This window comes from Serratia sp. NFX21 (assembly GCF_048517035.1).
In the GTDB taxonomy this organism is placed as follows: domain Bacteria; phylum Pseudomonadota; class Gammaproteobacteria; order Enterobacterales; family Enterobacteriaceae; genus Serratia; species Serratia quinivorans.
The window spans coordinates 3,070,617-3,086,403 of sequence record NZ_CP183196.1; the positions used below are offsets into that span (position 1 = coordinate 3,070,617).

Here is a 15,787-nt window from a genome sequence, read left to right on the forward strand (position 1 = left end):
CAAGAGTTTCTTAAGCGATGGCGGATAAACGCCGTTGCCATTTCATCTTTCATTCACCTTTTCTGACGTTATTCCTGCCAATAGCGTACGGCCCCGGCTTGCCTAAACACAGGCGGGGATTATTCGGAGTCAGCAGTTTATGCCCAGATCGTCGAGTGACACACCACTTCACAATGAGCGCGCGTATTGGAGCGGCGTATTCGCCATGACATTGTGCGTCTTCACCTTAATTGCTTCGGAATTTATGCCAGTCAGCCTACTGACACCAATATCCGCGGACCTGGCCGTGAGTGAGGGACTGGTTGGTCAGGGGATCGCTATTTCCGGACTTTTTGCCGTATTGACGAGTCTCTCCATTTCTACGCTGGCTGGGGCTGCGAATCGCAAAATCTTGCTGTTGGGTATGACGGCTTTGATGGCGCTTTCCGGAGCCATCATAGCGTTAGCGCCCAGCTATTTTATTTACATGGCTGGCCGAGCCCTGATTGGAATTGCTATTGGTGGCTTCTGGTCACTATCGGCTGCCACGGCTATTCGCCTGGTTCCGCAGCATCGGGTACCTCGCGCACTGGCTATTTTTAATGGGGGCAATGCGCTGGCCACTGTTATAGCCGCTCCATTGGGGAGTTATCTGGGTTCTGTCATCGGCTGGCGTGGCGCATTCTTTTGCATTGTGCCGGTCGCGATAATTGCTTTTATTTGGCAGTTGTTCAGCTTGCCGGCCATGACTACGGATAAAAACGCCAAGCGTAGCGGCACTGTATTTCGCCTTTTTGCCAATCCGTTGGTGACCCTTGGCCTTGCCGCCTGTGGATTGTTCTTTATGGGCCAGTTTTCTTTGTTTACCTATTTGCGTCCGTTTCTTGAAACGGTAACACGGGTGGATATCACCACGCTGTCGCTCATTTTGCTGACCATCGGGGTTGCGGGCTTTATCGGTACTTTGCTGATTGGCATTTTCTTGAAATCCACCTTCTATCTGACGTTGATCGCCATCCCATTGCTGATGGCTGCCATAGCCGGAGCGCTGATCGCTTTTGGCCACAGCGTCTGGATTGTCACACTGCTGCTGGGTTTATGGGGGTTGTTCGCTACGGCTGCTCCGACCGGTTGGTGGACCTGGATCGCCAGAACATTGCCTGATGATGCGGAAGCCGGCGGTGGGTTGATGGTTGCCATAGTGCAACTGTCAATCGCACTGGGTTCCACCCTCGGTGGTTTCGCATTTGACCATAGCGGTTATCAAAGCACTTTCACCATCAGCATCGTTTTATTAGTGATCGCGGCTGCCCTGACTTTATGGACGTCACGTAAAGATCTCTACCAAACCAATTGAGGATTATTCAGTGAGAACATTAACCATGTTATTGGGGCTGTTAATCAGCTCGTTTGCTGCCACAGGAGCCGATATGTCTAACGGAGCAGATAACTTTTACCAAAGCAATAAAGTCACCCAACAAAAGGTGACCTTTAAAAACCAGTACCAGATGAATGTGGTCGGCAACCTGTTTATGCCGAAAGGAATGGAGCAGAACGCTAAAAACCCGGCTATCGTTGTTGGTCATCCTATGGGGGCGGTAAAAGAACAAAGTTCAAACTTATATGCTCAGAAACTGGCGGAACAAGGGTTTGTGACGCTGGCAATTGATCTGTCCTTCTGGGGTGAGAGCGATGGCAAACCCGGTCATCTGATTTCTCCGGAAATTTACGCGGATGACTTTAGTGCTGCCGTCGATTATCTGAGTACTCAGCCTTACGTGGATGCGGAGAAAATTGGCGTGTTGGGTATCTGCGGTAGCGGGAGCTTTGTCATCAGTGCGGCCAAAATTGACCCGAGAATGAAAGCCATTGCCACTGTCAGCATGTATGACATGGGGTCTGTTTTCCGTAATGGTCTTCATCATTCGGTTACGTCAGAACAGCGTAAAGCCTTGATTAAATCGGCTACCGAACAGCGCTTTGTTGAGTCTAAAGGCGGTGATATCGCCTATATCCCAGGGACCGTGAACCAACTGGATGATTCAACATCTGCGATTCAGAGAGAATTCTTCGATTTTTACCGTACATCGCGTGGCGGCTACACGCCAAAAGGCGAGCAAGAAGAACTGACGACCAAACCCATGTTGAGCAGCATTGGGAAGTTTATGAACTTCTACCCGTTCAATGATATTGAAACGATCTCGCCACGCCCGATGCTGTTCATCACCGGCAGTCAGGCGCATTCGAAAGAATTTAGCGAAGATGCTTACCAAGGTGCCGGACAACCGAAAGAGTTGTACATCGTCCCAGGCGCAGGCCATGTCGATCTGTACGACCGTACCGACCTGATCCCTTTTGCCAAGCTGACGTCGTTCTTTAAAACCAACCTGAAATAACCTTTTATGCCGCATCCTCAGGGATGTGGCTAATTTTGCCCCCTGGCAAAGCCCCTTTTGAGCCTGTTCTCACTCCCTAAGTATTATTGCTTCCCCACCCCAAACTCGCTAAGATCGCTTAAAATATATTTTAAAAAATAAACAAAATGAATAAACCTATTTTAAACGATGCACCGCGTTTCCTCGATTTGCCTGCCGGCTACTTTGGCATGGTATTGGGTATCATTGGCTCGGGTTTTGGTTGGCGTTATGCCGCCACTATCCTGCCCGTCTCCTCAATGATTGGCGAGGCGCTGATCGTCACCGCCATCGGCATTTGGTTTTTGCTGGCCTGCGCATTTTTATACCGCCTACTGCGTTTTCCCCACAGCGTGAAAGCAGAAATAGAGCATCCACTGATGAGCAGTTATGTCAGTTTGCTCCCGGCCACCACCATCCTGGTCGCCATTGGTGTGGTGCCCTGGTGGCGTTCACTGGCCGTTGCGATATTCACCCTGGGGGCCGTGGCACAACTGAGCTATGCCGCCTGGCAAAGTGCCGGTTTGTGGCGCGGGGCTCATCCTGCTGAAGCCACCACGCCCGGGCTCTATTTGCCAACGGTCGCCAACAACTTTATCAGCTGCATGGCCTGCGGTGCATTAGGTTATCAGGATCTGGGCCTGCTGTTTCTGGGGGCGGGGATCCTTTCCTGGCTGAGTCTGGAGCCGTCCATTTTGCAGCGGTTGCGTAGCCAGGGTGAAATGCCAACACCGGTTCGTCTTTCCCTCGGGATCCAGTTGGCCCCGGCTCTGGTGGCCTGCAGCGCCTGGCTGGCGATTAATGGGGGGGACGCGGACGTACTGGCCAAAATGCTTTTCGGCTACGGCCTGCTGCAACTGTTGTTTATCGTGCGTCTGCTTCCCTGGTATCTGAAAGGTCCCTTCAATGTCTCGTTCTGGAGCTTCTCATTCGGACTTTCTGCCCTGGCGACCACCGCGCTGCATCTGGGGCATGCAAGCCAGGAAGGAATATTGTCTGCGCTTGCATTACCTCTTTTTGTCTTCAGCAACGTGCTGATTGGCCTGCTGTTTGTGCGTACGCTGATGTTGTTGCTTCAAGGTAAATTACTGAAATACAGCAGGCATCCCTGAACTTCAGCCAACCGAGGCAACAATATGCTCACGTAGCCATTGATGTGCCGGATCACGATGGGAACGCTCATGCCACAACATGGTCATTTCGAACCCAGGCACTTGAAGCGGCGGTTCAACCACCTGCAGCGCATTGTTGTTACGTACCAGCCGCGATGGCAACATCGCCACCAGATCTGAATTTGCCAGCACCGACATCACAAACAGAAAATGTGGTACGGAAAGCACCACTCGCCGGGTTAAACCGGCTTCTGCCAGTACCTTGTCGGTGATGCCGAAAAACCCTCCGCCGTCCGGTGATACCATCACATGTTCCAACTCGCAAAACTGGGCCAGCGACGGCGGGTTTTGCAAGCCAGGGTGCCCCGCACGCCCGACCAGCACATAGCGTTCACTAAACAAAATGCGCTGACGCAAGTTGGGCGGTGAACCTTCACGAGTATGAAAGGCCAGGTCTATCTCGCCCTGCTCGGCCTGTTTGGCAATGCGTGAGGGCACGGTTTCTATCACTGCCAGGCGGCTGTGCGGTGCCGCAGCCCGCAACCCCATCAGCGCCGGTTGAACGATGGTCGACTCACCGTAGTCGAATGCCGCCACACGCCAGGTATTATCGGCCACTCTGGGATCAAAAGGTTCTGATGGTGATACCGCAAGCTCCAACGCCTCGAGTGCCAGCCGCAGTGGTTCACGTAATTCGTCACCACGCGCAGTCGGTCGCATCCCGCGTGGTCCCGGCATCAACAAAGGGTCGTGAAAGATGTCCCTGAGTTTGGCAAGATGCACACTGACCGCAGGCTGCGACAGGTTTAATCGCTGTGCCGTCCGGGTCACATTGTGCTCGGCCAGCAAGGTGTCCAACGTCACCAACAAATTGAGATCCAGGCGCCTGATATTATTCATGGTAATACCTGTAATATTAGAAATTCATTTCTAGTATACCTGATAAGCGCCTACCCTGACTTCCATCAACTAATGGAGGTCACGCTATGAATGTTTTACTGGTCTATGCTCACCCTGAACCGCAGTCTTTAAATGGCTCCCTTAAGGATTTATCGGTCCAACGTTTGAAAGCTGCTGGGCACCAGGTACAGGTTTCCGATCTGTATGCCATGCAATGGAAAGCCACGCTCGATGCCAATGACAGCAGGGTTCCCCCGCTAGGATCACGCTTTGATCCCTCACTCGATTCCCAGCATGCCTTTGCCAACGGGTTACAGAGCCAGGACATTGAGCTGGAGCAGGAAAAACTACGCTGGGCGGATACGGTCATTTTGCAGTTTCCCCTGTGGTGGTTTTCCATGCCGGCAATCCTTAAAGGCTGGGTTGAACGCGTCTATGCCTACGGATTTGCCTATGGCGTCGGGGAACACTCTGACTCACGCTGGGGTGATCGTTATGGCGAAGGCACCCTGGCGGGGAAACGGGCAATGCTGATTGTTACCACCGGTGGTTGGGAATCTCATTACGCTGCGAGGGGTATCAATGGCCCGATCGATGACATCCTGTTCCCTATCCAGCATGGCATCCTGCATTACCCCGGTTTCGAGGTGCTCCCCCCCTTTGTCATCTATCGTACCGGCCGAATGGATGAAACACGTTTTACCGAGATCGGTGACGCCCTGGGGCAACGGCTGGACGACCTGGCGCATACCGCACCAATCCCTTTCCGCCGACAAAATGCGGGCGAATACGAGATCCCGGCATTAACCCTGAAACCCGATATTGCCCCCGGCCGGGGTGGTTTTGGTGCACATATAGAATAACGATAAGGCCCGGTTTACCGGGCCAGTTGCAAGATTACTTCTCTAGCGGATAAATGGTGCCGGTGTTCATAATGCCGTTGGGATCGTAGACCTCTTTCAACGCCTTCAGGATATAATAGGCGCTGCCGTGCTCGTCCTTGGTCCAGTGGGTACGATGCTTGCCGATACCATGGTGATGCACCATAGAGCCTCCCTGCTTCAGCGTTTCCTCAACGATAATCTTGTTCAACGGATTGTGGTACTTGTCGATCTCTTCCTCTGGCTTGCAGCCCACCACGTTGTAATCGTAAACGAAGTACATATTGGTGCCATTGATATAGCTGTGGGAAGAGTGGCCGCCCAGCATGGTGATGTCCGCGACATGCGGGAATTCGGCACGTATCCGCTGGATCACGTTTTCATAGATGGTATTGATACTCGCCCAGTCGCCAGAGACCTCGGTGGTGAATCCCATATTATTGGTTTTCATAATCTGTACGCGTTCGGCCTCCACCTTCTCCGGCCCCCAGTTCAGATTATTGAACCACTCTTCTATCAGTTTACTGTCCACTTTGTGGCATTCAGCATGGTGTTGTACGATCGCCTCAATACCTGCCCCGGTCGCCTGCGCAATGCCTTTGGCTCCTTCAGCCATAAAGATCAGCACGCATTTCCCTTTGGCAAAATGAGTAAAGTGCTGAGTGCCGTCTTCCGCATCATAGAGTCGGGCGATGGATGGACGGTAGCCATCGACCATCACTTCACGCAGGATGTCGAAACCGGTTTGCATGTTGTCGAGGGTATAGCCATAAAACAGGTTGTTTTCCGGCGTATATTTGAAAATTTTGACTGTCACTTCGGTGATATAGCACAGCGCCCCTTCGTTGCCGATGATCACATGGCGAATATCTGGCCCGGCCGCACGGCGCGGCACATTTTTGATCCGGGTAATGGTGCCATTGGGGAACACCGCCTCCAACCCCACAACCATATCTTCAATCGCCCCGTATAACGTAGACAGTTGGCCGATGCTGCGGGTTGCCACCAGCCCGCCCATTTGTGCCAGCGGCTTGGACTGTGGCGAATGCCCGGTGGTATAACCCTGAGCGCGCAATTGATTCTCCAGCACTTCCAGCGGCACACCACACTGGGCCGTGGCCTGCATATTGCGGATATCGATGCTGACCACCTGGTTCAATCCCGAGCCATCCAGCACCACCGAGTTTTTTATCACCGTCTCCAGCCCACCCTCGGTGGCTGACGCGCCGGTACGGGGCACGCAGTTGATGCGATTTTCGTTCATAAACTTCAATACGTCAGCCACCTGTTGGGTATTCTCCAGCTTGACGACCGCTGCAGGTAACGGCTGGGTGAATACGCCGTGGATATCGGCATATTTCCGGAAACGATCGACGCTGTTTTTTTTCAGTACTTCTTCATCAGTAATAACCCGTGCCGGGCCAACGATTTCTTTTAAATGAGTGACAATAGCTTCACGAGGCAAAGACATGATTATTCCTTCCTGATAATAAGAATATGAAATTTGTTTCCTGAGATAAAACGGGTTTCCCCGTTTATTTAACGAACCAGATAACCACCATCGACCACCAGCAAGTGGCCATTAACATAATTTGATGCCTTACTGGCCAGAAATACCATTGCGCCCATTAAGTCCTGAGTGTCACCCCAACGATTGGCTGGAATATGCTCCAGAACGCGGCGATTGGTTTCCGGATTACTGCGTGTCTCGGCGGTAATATCGGTGGCGTAATACCCAGGCGCAATACCATTGACCTGAATATTATATTGGCCCAGCTCATCGCAATAAGCTTTGGTAAAACCTGCCAATGCATGTTTAGTCGCGGAATAGGCCGGGGACCATTGCCCGCCAAGATATGAGAAAAGCGAGCAGATATTAATGATCTTGCCCTGCTGATTGGGGATCATCACTTTGGCGGCTTCGTAGCTCATTTCAAAAGCAGCGGTCAGATTGATGTCAATCATCGGATCCCAGTCCGCCCGGCCAAAATCCAGCACCTTGTTCAGTTTGCAGATCCCTGCGTTGTTAACCAGGATATCCACGCTGCCAAAGTCTGCCATACATTGTGCGATGACCCTTGCCGGTGCCCCTTTTTCGGTGATATCCACCTGCATAAACTCAACGCGAACGCCCTGCTGTTCAATGATTTCGCGGGTTTGGCCGCGATCCATCGCAAAGCTGGGAATAAACAGGTTGGCACCGGCCTTGGCCAGGGCAACGGCAAACGCCTGTCCCAGACCGCTGTTGCCACCGGTGACAATGGCCGTCTTGCCCTTCAGCGAAAAGAAATCCAGTGAGAACGCATTCAATGCATCTAGTGACATGTACTAACTCCTTAACCTGAAAAAAATGCAAAAAAAATGAGAAAAGTAAGCTCCTCTGCGGGTGGGCAGAGAAGTTACTTTTCTCATCGGCTCTAGTAACTGAGGAGCAAGCTAACATGCCGCACCAATGCTGTTCCGTGACTTTCCTCACAAAATCATTTTATGTCTAAAAATACAGTGTTCGACATCATTTTAAAAATTAACCCACTCCCCCGTGTCGTTGTTATTTTAATATTTTGTGATGACTGTCGCTTTTATTGTTTTCTGCTCCATGCTATTTGTTAATACAGTTACTGAATGAGCCGAAGAGAAAAGTAACTTCCCGCAATGCGGGGAGCTTGCTTTTCTCTTTTTTTGTTTGCAATTCAATGGGAATGCCGCATGAAAAAATCAAATTTCCACCGCTGGTTAACGCTGGCGATAATAAGTATAAGCGGCGGCGTGAGTTTTGACCTGGCCTATCTGCGTTATATATATCAAATACCCATGGCGAAGTTTATGGGCTTTTCCAATACCGAAATAGGGTTAATAATGAGTACCTTCGGTATCGCCGCTATTATTCTCTATGCTCCCAGCGGGATTATCGCCGATAAATTTTCCCATCGTAAAATAATGACTTTCTCCATGATCGCCACCGGGCTACTGGGCGGGCTAATGGCACTCTACCCCCCTTTCTGGATGATGATCCTGATCCAGGTGGCGTTCGCCATTACCACTATTCTGCTGTTGTGGTCCGTATCCATCAAGGCGGCATCGCTGCTGGGCGACCATACAGAACAAGGCAAAATCATGGGCTGGATGGAGGGCTTACGCGGTGTCGGCGTCATGGCGCTGGCAGTGTTCACCATGTGGGTGTTCTCTTTGTTCGCCACCGAAGATCCTAACAGCCTTAAGGCGGTGATTTTGATTTACAGCGGCGTGTATATTCTGCTCGGCATTCTTTGTTGGTTCTTTGTCACTGACGGGATCAACAATGCGGCGGACAGCTCTGAACCCTCGCGCCGATTTAACCTTGGCGATATCCTCAAAGTGCTAAAAGTCAGTACCACCTGGTATTGCAGCATGATCATTTTCGGCGTTTACACCATCTATGCCATCCTGAGTTATTCGACCAATTATCTGACCGAAATGTATGGCATGACGTTGGTGGCCGCCAGCTATATGGGCATTGTCATCAATAAAATTTTCCGAGCCATGTGCGGCCCGCTCGGCGGCTTGATCACCAGCCATAGCCGGTTGAAATCCCCCACCCGAGTGATCCAGTTGCTGGCGCTGGTCAGTTTGATCACGCTGGTCGCCCTGTTACTCACCAATCGGCAACCCGCGTCGGTCGCTGTCGGTATCGGTTTGATTCTGCTGTTGGCTTTTGCCTGCTACGCCTCACGTGGGCTGTATTTCGCCTGTATAGGTGAAGCCCGCACGCCAAAATTCATTATGGGGACGACCGTCGGTATCTGCTCGGTGATTGGTTTCCTGCCGGACGTGTTTGTTTATCCGCTGGTCGGGCACTGGCAAGACACCCTGCCCGCCGCCGAGGCTTACCGCAACATGTGGCTGATGGGCCTGGTGGCCACCGTTTTGGTGGTGGTGTTTACTTATCTGTTGTTCAACAAGATCAAAACTGCCGACGCTAAAACCATAACCACAAAGCCGGCCGTCGGGTAAGGCATTTTTCTTAAGGAGCGATCGCATGAAGAAGTATCTGATGGGTGTGGACGTTGGCACCCAAAGCGCAAAAGTGGTGATTTTTGATTTGGACGGCAAGGTCATTTGCGAAGGCAAGCAGCAACTGCGCAAGCTGGATATCCCCGCACCGCTATTGGCGGAACACCCTGATGACGACCTGTGGAATGCTTTAAAAGTGGCGTTCCGCCGCGTGATGCAGCGTTTTGCTGACCATGGCGGCCAGCCACAGGACATTGTGTCTATGGGCGTCTGCATCATTCGCTGTTGCCGGGCGTTACTGAAAGAAAACGGTGAGCTGGCCTACCCGGTCATCAACTGGATGGATAAGCGTCTGAATAAGCCTTATGAGTATATCGAGGCTTACCGGGGCGTGCGCTATGTCACCACCACTTCCGGCTATATCACGCACAGGTTGACCGGTGAATTTAAAGATACCTGCGCCAACTATATCGGCTGGTGGCCGATGGACAATGACACACTGGACTGGAGTACCGATCCGCAAGTCTGGCAAAGCTGCAACCTGACGCGCGATCAGGTTTTTGATGTGGTGAAGCCGGGGGAAATTCTCGGTCACCTCAGCGAACGTACGGCGCAACAAATCGGCTTGCCTGCTGGGATTCCTGTGGTGGCGACCGCACACGATAAGGCGGTAGAAGCCCTGGGGGCCGGCTCGCTGGATGAGGGGGTTGCGTTGATCTCACTGGGCACCTATATCGGTGCCATGGTGCATGGCCATGCCAATGTGAAAAATGCGCAGAATTTCTGGCCGTTTCAAGCCTCGATACCCGGCCGTTATTTGTATGAATGCATGGGCGTACGGCGTGGCATGTGGACAGTCAGCTGGTTTCGCGACCAATTTGGTGCCGCAGCGTCATCTGCTGCCCATGACGCCGGGGTGAGCATCGAAGATCTGTTAAACCATGAAGCAGAACGCGTGCCTGCCGGATGCGAAGGGTTAATCACCGTACATGACTGGGCACCACCGCCAGAGGCGGAATTCCGCAAAGGCGCGATGATCGGTTTCGACGGGCGTCACACCCGGGCACATATGTATCGTTCCATTCTGGAGGGCATTGCCTTCACTATGAAAAACCATATGGACAAGATGGCGCAGGAACTGAATACGCCATTCCGCAGCCTGATCATTTCCGGCGGCGGTGCCAACAGCGACCTGTTTATGCAAATTTTTGCCGATGTGTTTGGTATCCCGACCAGACGTAATTTGATGAGTGGTTCTGCTGCGGTGGGTTGCGCCATCAACGCCGGTATGGCGATAGGCGTATTCGACAGTTATCAACAGGCAACCGACACCCTGGTGAAGGTAGGCGAAAGCTTTACGCCGGACGCTCACAACCACAGGTTGTACCAGCAACTCAATCAGCAGGTTTATCAGCGGGTGAGCACCCATCTCGATCCTCTGTTACGTGCGCTCAGTCCCCTGGTGGATTAGTTAAAGCTTTAATTTCCACACGTCATGGTTGGTGGTGGAGACGGCAATAGCCCCGGCTTTTAATGCCGTCTGGGCGTCGTCTTCATCACAGACCAAACCACCGGCAATGATCGGCAGATCAATCTTGTCTGCCACCCATCCCAACACTTTCGGCATACAGCCCGGCAGGATTTCAATACAGTCCGGCGTGGACTGCGCCACCTGTTTGTCGACGTTATTAAAGGAGATGGAGTCGAGGATAAACAACCGGTGAATGGCATAGAACCCCTGCTGACGTGCGGCTTTCACCATTGAGGTTTTGGTGCTGATGATGCCGTCGGCGGCCGTCACGATCTTCAGAAAGTTAATCACGATTTCTTTGTTGGAACTGCCTTCCAGCAGATCAACGTGAACAAAGGCGTATTTCCCGGCTTCTTTAATCTGCTGCACGATGCGCCCGATATTACAGATGTTGCCGTAAAGCACCGAAATAATCCGGCAATCCGACTTCACTGCGGCCTGCAGGCTTTCATTATCTTTTACTGCGGCAATCACCGGATGAAGTTTTAACAATTCAACAATTGAAGACACGTCTTTCCCCAGTCAGGCCCGTCCGGATGGGGAACGGGCAATGTTCATTAACAATAAGGTAACACACCCACACACCGGTATCGCCACGTCTGCTCAAACCACCGCCATCATGCCCGACATCGGTTCAGGAAGCTGTGATAGCTGCACAATTTCCTCCTGTAGCCAGTCATGGAAGTAACCTACCCGCGGTAAATCGCGCTTGCCGGCCGGAATTTCCAACCAGTAGCCGTTGCGACTTTTCAGCTCCAGTGGCGACAGTAACACCAACAGCCCGCTTTGCAGTTCGTTACGGATCATCAATCGATCCAGCACGGCATAGCCGGCACCGGTAATGCAGGCGTTAATCACCTGATCCTGAGTACTGAACTCCAACCCACTCTGCTGACCGGCAATCACTTGCCCCGCCGCCGCCAGCCAGCACGCCCAGTTATCCAGCCGGATATCACCGTTAAGAATGTGCAACTGCGGCTGGGTATGCAACGGCGGGAAGGCCTCGTTAACCATTAATAAAGGGCTACCGACCAGCACCAGTCGTTCATGGCATAACCATTCCCCACTGACAGCACAATCGGCCGGTTCGCCAAAACGAATGGCACAGTCAAAATCGCAATATTTTTGCCGGGTTTCACTGATCAGGGCGATCTGCAACTGGCTGTTGCGGCGACGTAACGCCACCAGTCGCGGTGCCAGCCAGCGGGTCGCGAAGGTCGGCGCTACCTGTAACCTCAGATGCTGCAACGGATTATGCAGCTGTACCTGTTGGATCCCCTCTTCGAGGATATCCAGTGACTGCCGTACCCGCGGCAACAACAAAATTGCATCCTGGGTTAGCGCCAGGCCGCTATGGCTACGGATAAACAGCAATTTACCCAGAAACTCCTCAAGCTGTTTTATCTGACGGCTTGCCGACGCCCTGCCGCAATTGGCTAACCCCTTCTATACGCCGTGTGCCTGAGGAAAACCCCCATGGAATACATCAATCTTGGCCATTGTGGGCTGAAGGTTTCCCGTTTGTGTCTCGGTACCATGAATATGGGTAGCAAACAGTGGAAACCCTGGATCTTCGACGAACAACAAAGTGAACCGCTGATCCGCCATGCGCTGGAGTGTGGCATCAACTTTATTGATCTGGCGGATTTCTACTCCAGCGGTGCGGGTGAAGAAGTGGTCGGCAATATCATTGGGCGCTTGGCCCAGCGAGACGAACTGGTGCTGGCCACTAAAGTCGGTTACCCGATTGGTGGCGGCGCCAATAATCAGGGGCATTCACGCAAGCACATCATGGCCAGCATTGACGCCAGCCTGCGCCGCCTGGGTACCGATTATGTCGATATTTACATGCTGCACTATTTCGATGTGAATACGCCGATCGAAGAAACCTGGTCGGCGATGAACGATATCGTCCGCTCCGGCAAAGCCCGATATGTCGGCGTATCGACCATGTCTGCCTGGCAGTTGGCCAAAATTCTGTGGATATGTGAGCGCCACGGCTTCGTCAAACCCATCAACATGCAGTTGCAACTCAACTGCGCCTACCGCGAAGAGGAACGGGAGATGATCCCTTTGTGTCGCGATCAGGGATTGGGCGTATCGGTATTCAGCCCACTGGCGCGCGGTTTATTAAGCTGCGATTTCAACTCGGTGCGTAACCAGACGGATTTCTTCACTCAGGAAATGTACGCCGACGCCACCTCACGCAACGTGGCCCAATCGGTCAGTCTGGTGGCGTCGCTACGGGGTATCCCTCCGGCACAGGTTGCCCAGGCCTGGGTGCTCAGCCACCCGGGGGGCGACTGCATGCTGGTCGGGGCCGATACGGCGCAGCAAATAGACAGTGCCGTCAGTGCCTTGTCTACCCCGCTCAGTGAGGATGAACGCTACGAACTGGAACGCCACTATACCCCATGCGATGTCATCAATGATTACACCGCCGGTAAGCGTATAACGCGTGAGAGCCGCCCAGCCAACGGGCTATTTGCCATGGACAATACCGACACAAGGAACATTGCATGACTGACTATTCTTCTTTACTGCGCAACGGTTGGTACTGTGACGGCCAATGGCGAACCAGTACCCAGCACTATCAGGTCAGCAATCCCGCCACCGGAGAATCGGTGGCTGAGGTCGCTTCGGTTGGCAGCGCAGAAACCAACGAGGCCATTGCAGCAGCTGCCGCGGCTCTGCCGGCGTGGCGTGCCTTGCCCGCCAAGGCACGAGCACAAATCCTGCAATGCTGGTTTCAACTGATCATGGAAAATCAGGCGGCATTGGCTGCGCTGATGGTCACCGAACAAGGCAAGGTATTGAGCGAAGCCCAGGGCGAAGTCGCTTACGCCGCCAGCTTTATCGAATGGTTTGCCGAAGAATCCAAACGCGCTTATGGGCAGACCATTCCGGCGACCAAGGCCGGTAACCAAATCATCACCTTTAAAGAGCCGGTCGGCGTGATTGCGGCTATCACACCGTGGAATTTCCCACTGGCGATGCTGACGCGCAAATTAGGCCCTGCGCTGGCGGCCGGTTGCACCGCCGTGATCAAACCCGCTAACGAGACACCGCTTTCCGCCTTTGCTTTGATCGTACTGGCTGAACTTGCCGGAGTACCGCCAGGGGTGATTAACGCCGTATCCGGTGATACTCCGGCTATCGGTGCCGCACTGATGGCCAGCCCGCTGGTGCGAAAAGTGTCGTTTACCGGCTCCACCCCGGTCGGCAAACTGCTGATGCGCCAGGCGGCGGATACGGTGAAAAAACTGTCGCTGGAGTTGGGCGGCAATGCGCCGTTTATCGTGTTCGACGATGCCGATCTGGATGCCGCGGTGGCGGGCGCAATAGCGGCCAAATTCCGTAACAGCGGCCAAACCTGCGTGTGCGTCAATCGCTTCTACATTCAGGACGGCATTTACGACCGTTTTGTCCAGCGGCTGACCGATGCCGCGCGAGCATTGAAAGTGGCTCCCGGCATGACGCCAGGCGCGCAGCAGGGCCCGTTAATCCACCTGAAAGCAGTAGAAAAAGTGGAGGCTCATCTGCAGGATGCTATAAACCAGGGGGCGCGACTGATGTGCGGTGGAGAACGCCACCTGCTTGGAGGTTCCTTCTTCCAGCCAACGGTGTTGGCCGATGCCGACGAACGGATGCAGTTGGCGCATGAGGAAACTTTCGGCCCACTGGCCGCCTGTTTCCGCTTCCACGATGAAGATGAGGCGATCCGCCGCGCCAATGACACGCCCTTTGGGCTGGCGGCTTACCTGTATACCCGCGATTTGGCGCGCGCATTTCGTGTGACGCGTCAGCTCGAAAGCGGCATGGTTGGCATCAACGAAGGCATCATTTCGACCGAGGTCGCCCCGTTTGGCGGCGTCAAAGAGTCTGGACTGGGCCGTGAAGGCGCTGCTATCGGGCTTGATGAGTATCTCGAAACCAAATACGTCAACCTCGGGCAACTTGAGGGCGAATAAATAGCTGTTCGGTCATCAATTGACCCCATTGTGTGCCCGGCTGCTCTTCTGCCAGCGTAAAACCGACGCTTTCATACAGATGCCGGGCCGCATCCAGCCCTTTGAAGGTCCACAAATGGGTTTCATCAAAGCCGTGTTCATCACAAAAACTGACCGCCCGGTTCAGCAGTTGGCGGCCTACGCCGCTGCCGCGCAGGCAGTCATCAATAATAAAGGTGCGCAAATGGGCACGATTTTCACCCAAGGACTCCCCATCGATTGAAACCGAACCGACAATGCGGCCGTCGCTCAATGCAGACCAGGTCTGGTTTAGCGGATGCGACAGCCGCCCGGCCAGATCGGCCAGCGCTGCGCCGACGGCAGCTTCAAAAAAGGCACCAAACCCCACCGCGCGCGAATAATATTGCATGTGCATTTCCAGCGTTCTGCCGGTAAACCCAGGCAGATAACCGCTGACAATATCGATTGCTGGCGCCGAGAACGACGCTTCTCCCAAACGGTGAGCGCGTAACGCCGCAGCATAATTCTGCAGGCCCTCGGCAATGCCTGCGCTGGCGCCAGGCGGCAGTTTATCCAGCGCATTAAGAACCTGATGCTCGGCAAAACGGTTAATCCCAGCCAGAGTCTGTCGTCCTTTATCCGTTAACCGCAGGATTTTTTCCCTGGCATCGCGCTCACTGGGAAAAGTCACTAGTTCTCCGGTTTTGATCAGTTTGTTAAGCATGCGGCTAACGCTGGATTTTTCCAGGTTGAGCACGCTGCAAAGCTCCGCCGCGGTATCGACATGGCGATCGCCGATTTCAATCAACGCATGTACCGCCGACGGCGGTAAATCTGTGCCGGCAAGGGTATTGCCCATAAAGCCCAGCTCACGTACCAGATGGCGTGACGCATCCCGGATCGGTTGTAAATACCGGCTCGGATGAGGGGTTGGCATGATGGCGGCTCCGATATGGTTGTATAAAACAACTATATCGGAACCATTCAGAAATTCAAACTGGGGTTTATA

The 15,787-nt window shown here is 53.3% G+C and carries 13 protein-coding genes and 1 pseudogene; 8 read left to right on the forward strand and 6 right to left on the reverse strand.

The features are described 5' to 3' along the window. Window positions 1-139: 139 nt before the first annotated feature. The 3 genes from ACNT1W_RS14535 to tehA all read left to right on the forward strand — a co-directional run bounded on the left by ACNT1W_RS14535 (window position 140) and on the right by tehA (window position 3,505). The gene (locus ACNT1W_RS14535) at window positions 140-1,336 is read left to right on the forward strand and encodes an MFS transporter (RefSeq protein ID WP_419245765.1); all 1,197 of its coding nucleotides are present in this window, start codon (window positions 140-142) and stop codon (window positions 1,334-1,336) included. 25 nt (window positions 1,337-1,361) lie between these two features. Beyond that, window positions 1,362-2,375, forward strand: coding sequence for an alpha/beta hydrolase (locus ACNT1W_RS14540; RefSeq protein ID WP_012145185.1), 1,014 nt, complete (start codon window positions 1,362-1,364; stop codon window positions 2,373-2,375). Between the two features lie 146 nt (window positions 2,376-2,521). Continuing rightward, a complete protein-coding gene (tehA, locus tag ACNT1W_RS14545; RefSeq protein WP_419245766.1) occupies window positions 2,522-3,505 on the forward strand; it encodes a dicarboxylate transporter/tellurite-resistance protein TehA in 984 nt (327 codons plus the stop codon). Between the two features lie 3 nt (window positions 3,506-3,508). Here tehA and ACNT1W_RS14550 read toward each other — a convergent pair whose 3' ends face one another. Beyond that, window positions 3,509-4,405, reverse strand: coding sequence for a LysR family transcriptional regulator (locus ACNT1W_RS14550; RefSeq protein WP_012145187.1), 897 nt, complete (start codon window positions 4,403-4,405; stop codon window positions 3,509-3,511). A gap of 86 nt (window positions 4,406-4,491) precedes the next feature. Between ACNT1W_RS14550 and ACNT1W_RS14555 the strand changes: the two genes are divergently transcribed. Further along, window positions 4,492-5,268 carry an NAD(P)H-dependent oxidoreductase gene (locus ACNT1W_RS14555; protein ID WP_012145188.1) on the forward strand — a complete coding sequence of 259 codons (777 nt, stop codon included), beginning with the start codon at window positions 4,492-4,494 and terminating at the stop codon, window positions 5,266-5,268. Window positions 5,269-5,302: 34 nt separating this feature from the next. Here ACNT1W_RS14555 and ACNT1W_RS14560 read toward each other — a convergent pair whose 3' ends face one another. Together ACNT1W_RS14560 and ACNT1W_RS14565 are read right to left on the reverse strand one after the other, a co-directional pair. Then, window positions 5,303-6,757 carry an FAD-binding oxidoreductase gene (locus tag ACNT1W_RS14560; RefSeq protein WP_012145189.1) on the reverse strand — a complete coding sequence of 485 codons (1,455 nt, stop codon included), beginning with the start codon at window positions 6,755-6,757 and terminating at the stop codon, window positions 5,303-5,305. A 68-nt stretch (window positions 6,758-6,825) separates the two neighbouring features. Continuing rightward, the gene (locus ACNT1W_RS14565) at window positions 6,826-7,611 is read right to left on the reverse strand and encodes an SDR family oxidoreductase (protein WP_012145190.1); all 786 of its coding nucleotides are present in this window, start codon (window positions 7,609-7,611) and stop codon (window positions 6,826-6,828) included. Between the two features lie 381 nt (window positions 7,612-7,992). Here ACNT1W_RS14565 and ACNT1W_RS14570 point away from each other — a divergent pair, with 381 nt between their 5' ends. Both ACNT1W_RS14570 and ACNT1W_RS14575 read left to right on the forward strand, forming a co-directional pair. Further along, window positions 7,993-9,276 (forward strand): MFS transporter, encoded by a 1,284-nt coding sequence (locus ACNT1W_RS14570; RefSeq protein WP_261408974.1) that lies wholly within the window; start codon window positions 7,993-7,995, stop codon window positions 9,274-9,276. 25 nt (window positions 9,277-9,301) lie between these two features. Continuing rightward, window positions 9,302-10,747, forward strand: a complete 1,446-nt coding sequence (locus ACNT1W_RS14575; RefSeq protein ID WP_012145192.1) for an FGGY-family carbohydrate kinase — start codon at window positions 9,302-9,304, stop codon at window positions 10,745-10,747. Here the strand turns inward: ACNT1W_RS14575 and ACNT1W_RS14580 are convergent, their stop codons facing one another. After that, on the reverse strand, window positions 10,748-11,317 hold the full coding sequence (locus ACNT1W_RS14580; RefSeq protein ID WP_012145193.1) for a glycerol-3-phosphate responsive antiterminator: 570 nt from the start codon (window positions 11,315-11,317) through the stop codon (window positions 10,748-10,750). A 93-nt stretch (window positions 11,318-11,410) separates the two neighbouring features. After that, a pseudogene (locus ACNT1W_RS14585) lies at window positions 11,411-12,232 on the reverse strand (LysR substrate-binding domain-containing protein); the annotation flags it as partial. A gap of 51 nt (window positions 12,233-12,283) precedes the next feature. Here ACNT1W_RS14585 and ACNT1W_RS14590 point away from each other — a divergent pair. Then, entirely contained in the window at window positions 12,284-13,330 is a 1,047-nt protein-coding gene (locus tag ACNT1W_RS14590; protein WP_419245767.1) for an aldo/keto reductase, read from the forward strand. Then, window positions 13,327-14,778: an NAD-dependent succinate-semialdehyde dehydrogenase gene (locus tag ACNT1W_RS14595; protein WP_261128813.1), complete on the forward strand. Its 1,452-nt coding sequence runs from the start codon at window positions 13,327-13,329 to the stop codon at window positions 14,776-14,778. The genes ACNT1W_RS14590 and ACNT1W_RS14595 overlap by 4 nt, the downstream gene beginning before the upstream one ends. Here ACNT1W_RS14595 and ACNT1W_RS14600 read toward each other — a convergent pair. Beyond that, window positions 14,750-15,715 carry a bifunctional helix-turn-helix transcriptional regulator/GNAT family N-acetyltransferase gene (locus tag ACNT1W_RS14600; RefSeq protein WP_419245768.1) on the reverse strand — a complete coding sequence of 322 codons (966 nt, stop codon included), beginning with the start codon at window positions 15,713-15,715 and terminating at the stop codon, window positions 14,750-14,752. The two genes, ACNT1W_RS14595 and ACNT1W_RS14600, sit on opposite strands and share 29 nt — an antisense overlap. Window positions 15,716-15,787 lie beyond the last annotated feature (72 nt).